This is a genomic window from Dactylosporangium sp. NPDC050688 (assembly GCF_040654515.1).
Taxonomy (GTDB): domain Bacteria; phylum Actinomycetota; class Actinomycetes; order Mycobacteriales; family Micromonosporaceae; genus Dactylosporangium.
Map to the genome: position 1 here is coordinate 1 of NZ_JBFAIC010000163.1, position 3,020 is coordinate 3,020.

A 3,020-nucleotide genomic window follows, 5' to 3' on the forward strand; every position below is an offset into this window, starting at 1 on the left:
CAGGGTCCGGTCCAGTAGTTCGCGGCGGCAGGTCTGGACCCACCGTTCCATGATCGAGTTCATTCTCGGCAGCTGGATGCCGCTGAGGACGACGTCGATGCCCGCGTCGGCGAGGACAGCGTCGAACAGTTCGGGGAACTTGGCGTCCCGATCGCGGATCATGTACCGGGCTCGGGAGCCGTTGTCTTCGAGGTCCATGACGAGGTTCTTCGCGGCCTGCACCACCCAAGCGGTGCTTGGGTGCGGGTGGCGCCCAGGATGTGAATTCGGCGGCTGGCGTGCTCGATCGCCGCGAACACGTACATCCGTGCTCCGGTGAGGGTGACTGTCTCCAGGAAGTCGCACGCCAGCAGGGCGTCGGCCTGGGAGCGTAGGAAGTCGGCCCAGGTGCTGGACGCCCGCTCGGGTGCCGGGTCGATCCCGGCTTCCTGCAGGATCTCCCAGACGGTGGACGCGGCCACTTTGATCCCCAGTACGAGCAGTTCGCCGTGCAGGCGCCGGTAGCCCCAGCTGGGGTTTTCCCGGGCCAGGCGCAGCACCAGGGTCCGGACGGAGTGCACGGTCCGCGGCCGGCCCGGGCGCTTGGGCCGGGAGATGGCCGCGTGACGGCGGGCGAGCAGGTCGCGATGCCAGCGCAACACCGTATCGGGGCGCATCAACAGCCGTACTCGGCGCAGCACGTCGCGTGGCAGCCGGTGCAGCAGGGCCGCCAGGAACGCCCGATCGCTCGCGTCGAACCGCACCTTCTGTTTGCCCAGTTGGCGTTCCAGCACTGTGATCTGATGGCGTAGGGCAAGGATTTCCACGTCCTTGTCCCGATTGCTCATCGGCAGCAGCCGCAGCACCGCGAACGCGTTCGTGACAGCCAGGTACGCCAGTCGCAGCAGCACGGCAGAACATCATGCCGCATCGATCACCAGCTACGCCCAGGCCCAGCAACCGGATCAACATCTCCGACACCCCACACCGGCCTCACCAGGGCGGATGGGGTTTTCGGCAAGCGCAGTGCCGGCAGAACCTGGCCGCGTCGGCCAGCAGCGGCGTGAAGCGTTGCACCCAGCGGAAAACGGTGACGTGGTCGACCTCGACACCACGCTCGAGCAGCAGCTCCTCGACATCACGGTAGGAGAGGTTGTACCGCAGGTACAGCCGTACGGCGACTATGATGACGTCGGGCGGGAACCGGAACCCGGCGAACGCCGACCGCGGTGGCAGGACTGGACGCCGACGGGTCGAGAGCTTCACCGTCCAAGCCTGCCTCACCAGGGCAACGCTCAACGCAACGGACCCGTACGGACGTATTTCTCGGCAGGAACAACCCCCGCCACGAAACAGCAGCTCACGCCACGTGCGATGAGCATCGGCACGGTCCTTGTTCTTACCGAACCGGCGCAGCGTCGACACGGTCGCGGCCTCGGGGTCGTCTTGGTCGTCGCTGCGTCAGGCGGCGCGTTGTTGCAGGCGGCTGGCTGCGTGGGTGATCATGGCGACGCCGCGTTGTAGTTCGATTGCTGGGTCAACCTCGGTGCCGGTGGCGTGTCTGGCGGTGACGATGCCGTCGATGACCCATTGCCGGACCAGGGTGGACCAGGCGACGCCCTGGGCTGATGCGAGTGCGACCAGTTCCTCGAACACATCGGCGGGCAGGCGCAGGGATCGGCTTACCATCACCTCGGGGATGACTTCGATCGGTTCGGTGTTCGCGCGGGCGTTGGTGTCGCCGGTCTCGCCGCGCCGGTACCGGTCGATCTTGTCTCGATCCTCAGCCTTCATCGGAACCTCCAAAGACGTGGGTCCACTTCAATTCGGTGGCGAACCCGGCCTCGAACGCGATCACGAGTTCCCACACGCCGTCGGCGCCCTCGGTCAGCCATACGGTCACGAGGCGCCCGTCGACCCGGCCGGTGACCGCCCGGGTCGACGCGTCGATGTCCTCGATCAGTGTCGGCTGGGCGGCGAGCGCGGCGTTGATTGCTGGCAGGGTGACACCCTGTTCGGCTGCCGCGTCGATGCCGTCGACGGTGAGAATCACGCGCACGACCTCAGCGTAGCACGCTGCGTGCTACGCGACAGTGTCGTGACGGCAACTCCCCGCTCGGGCATGAACGGGCTGGACGGCACGACCGGCGCTCGACCGACCGGGGTAACGACGGTGGTGACAGTCGGGTTCCGGTTAGCGCTGGGACGCGATTGGACCGGGGTGCGGACGCAGGCTAGCCAGCCGAGTTTGCTATGGAGAGGACGGCACGATCGTCCATTGTGGGCGTGATGCGGTCCGGTCGGGCTGGATCGCAGACTCCTTTACTCGGCCGGTTTATGCTTGTGGTGACCTGGGAGAACGTGCTTGAGCACGTCGCTGGGGCCCTTCAACGACCCCCCCTGGGGGTCAAGGGGTCGTGGGTTCGAATCCCGCCGTCCCGACTTTGCAAAAGGCCAGCTCGGCTGGCCTTTTTTGTTGACTAGGTTCAATGTGATGATTGTGTCGTGACACGCGTTTTTGCCCGTACGACCGTACGGTTTGCGTCGTCGACGGCCGCCCGAAGCGTTCGATGAACTCCTCGCTGTTGTGCTGGGCAGAGTCAAGGGGTCTGTGAGGGCCTGTCGGTGCTTGCCGTGAGAGCGCGGTTGAGCAGGCGTTATGCAGATTGGCTGCGATTGTGGCGACACGTGGTCGACACCTTGACTCGGGCGGTCCTCACTCGCCAAATCCGCGTGTCCACTGTGGATGGTCGTGACACATCTTTGACACGAACGCCCGTACGGTGATCTTCCTGGGAGTGCTCCGCTCGCCGGTGGTCATTTCGGCTCGGACATGATCGAACGCGTTGTGCTTCGTCCTGGACGTCGTCGGCGCTGCAGGTGACGTTGCGTAGTTGGCGTCCGCCAAGCCTGCGCGCACTCATGCCGAATTGAGGATGCCTGCTAGTGACTGGTCAGGTGCCCGGTCGGCGTGCCGGTTTGACTTGGGTCGATTGATGTCTGGATCATGGTGGGGTGTCTGGGATTCCGTCGGTCGAGCA

The 3,020-nt window shown here is 65.4% G+C and carries 3 protein-coding genes and 2 pseudogenes; all 5 read right to left on the reverse strand.

Going from position 1 to position 3,020, the window contains the following annotated elements:
• Positions 1–198 (reverse strand): annotated as a pseudogene (locus AB0H83_RS51635) (integrase); the annotation flags it as partial.
• Positions 159–890: a helix-turn-helix domain-containing protein gene (locus tag AB0H83_RS51640; RefSeq protein WP_360111368.1), complete on the reverse strand. Its 732-nt coding sequence runs from the start codon at positions 888–890 to the stop codon at positions 159–161. The gene AB0H83_RS51640 and the pseudogene AB0H83_RS51635, both read right to left, overlap by 40 nt.
• 142 nt (positions 891–1,032) lie before the next feature.
• A pseudogene (locus AB0H83_RS51645) lies at positions 1,033–1,215 on the reverse strand (IS6 family transposase); the annotation flags it as partial.
• Positions 1,216–1,440: 225 nt separating this feature from the next.
• Positions 1,441–1,773: a hypothetical protein gene (locus tag AB0H83_RS51650; protein ID WP_360111371.1), complete on the reverse strand. Its 333-nt coding sequence runs from the start codon at positions 1,771–1,773 to the stop codon at positions 1,441–1,443.
• Positions 1,763–2,038: a hypothetical protein gene (locus AB0H83_RS51655; RefSeq protein ID WP_360111374.1), complete on the reverse strand. Its 276-nt coding sequence runs from the start codon at positions 2,036–2,038 to the stop codon at positions 1,763–1,765. The genes AB0H83_RS51650 and AB0H83_RS51655 overlap by 11 nt, the downstream gene beginning before the upstream one ends.
• Positions 2,039–3,020 lie beyond the last annotated feature (982 nt).

Excerpts from the sequence above, each read along its gene's own strand:
- AB0H83_RS51650 (WP_360111371.1), bottom strand. The coding sequence starts at position 1,773 with ATGAAGGCTGAGGATCGAGACAAGATCGACCGGTACCGGCGCGGCGAG.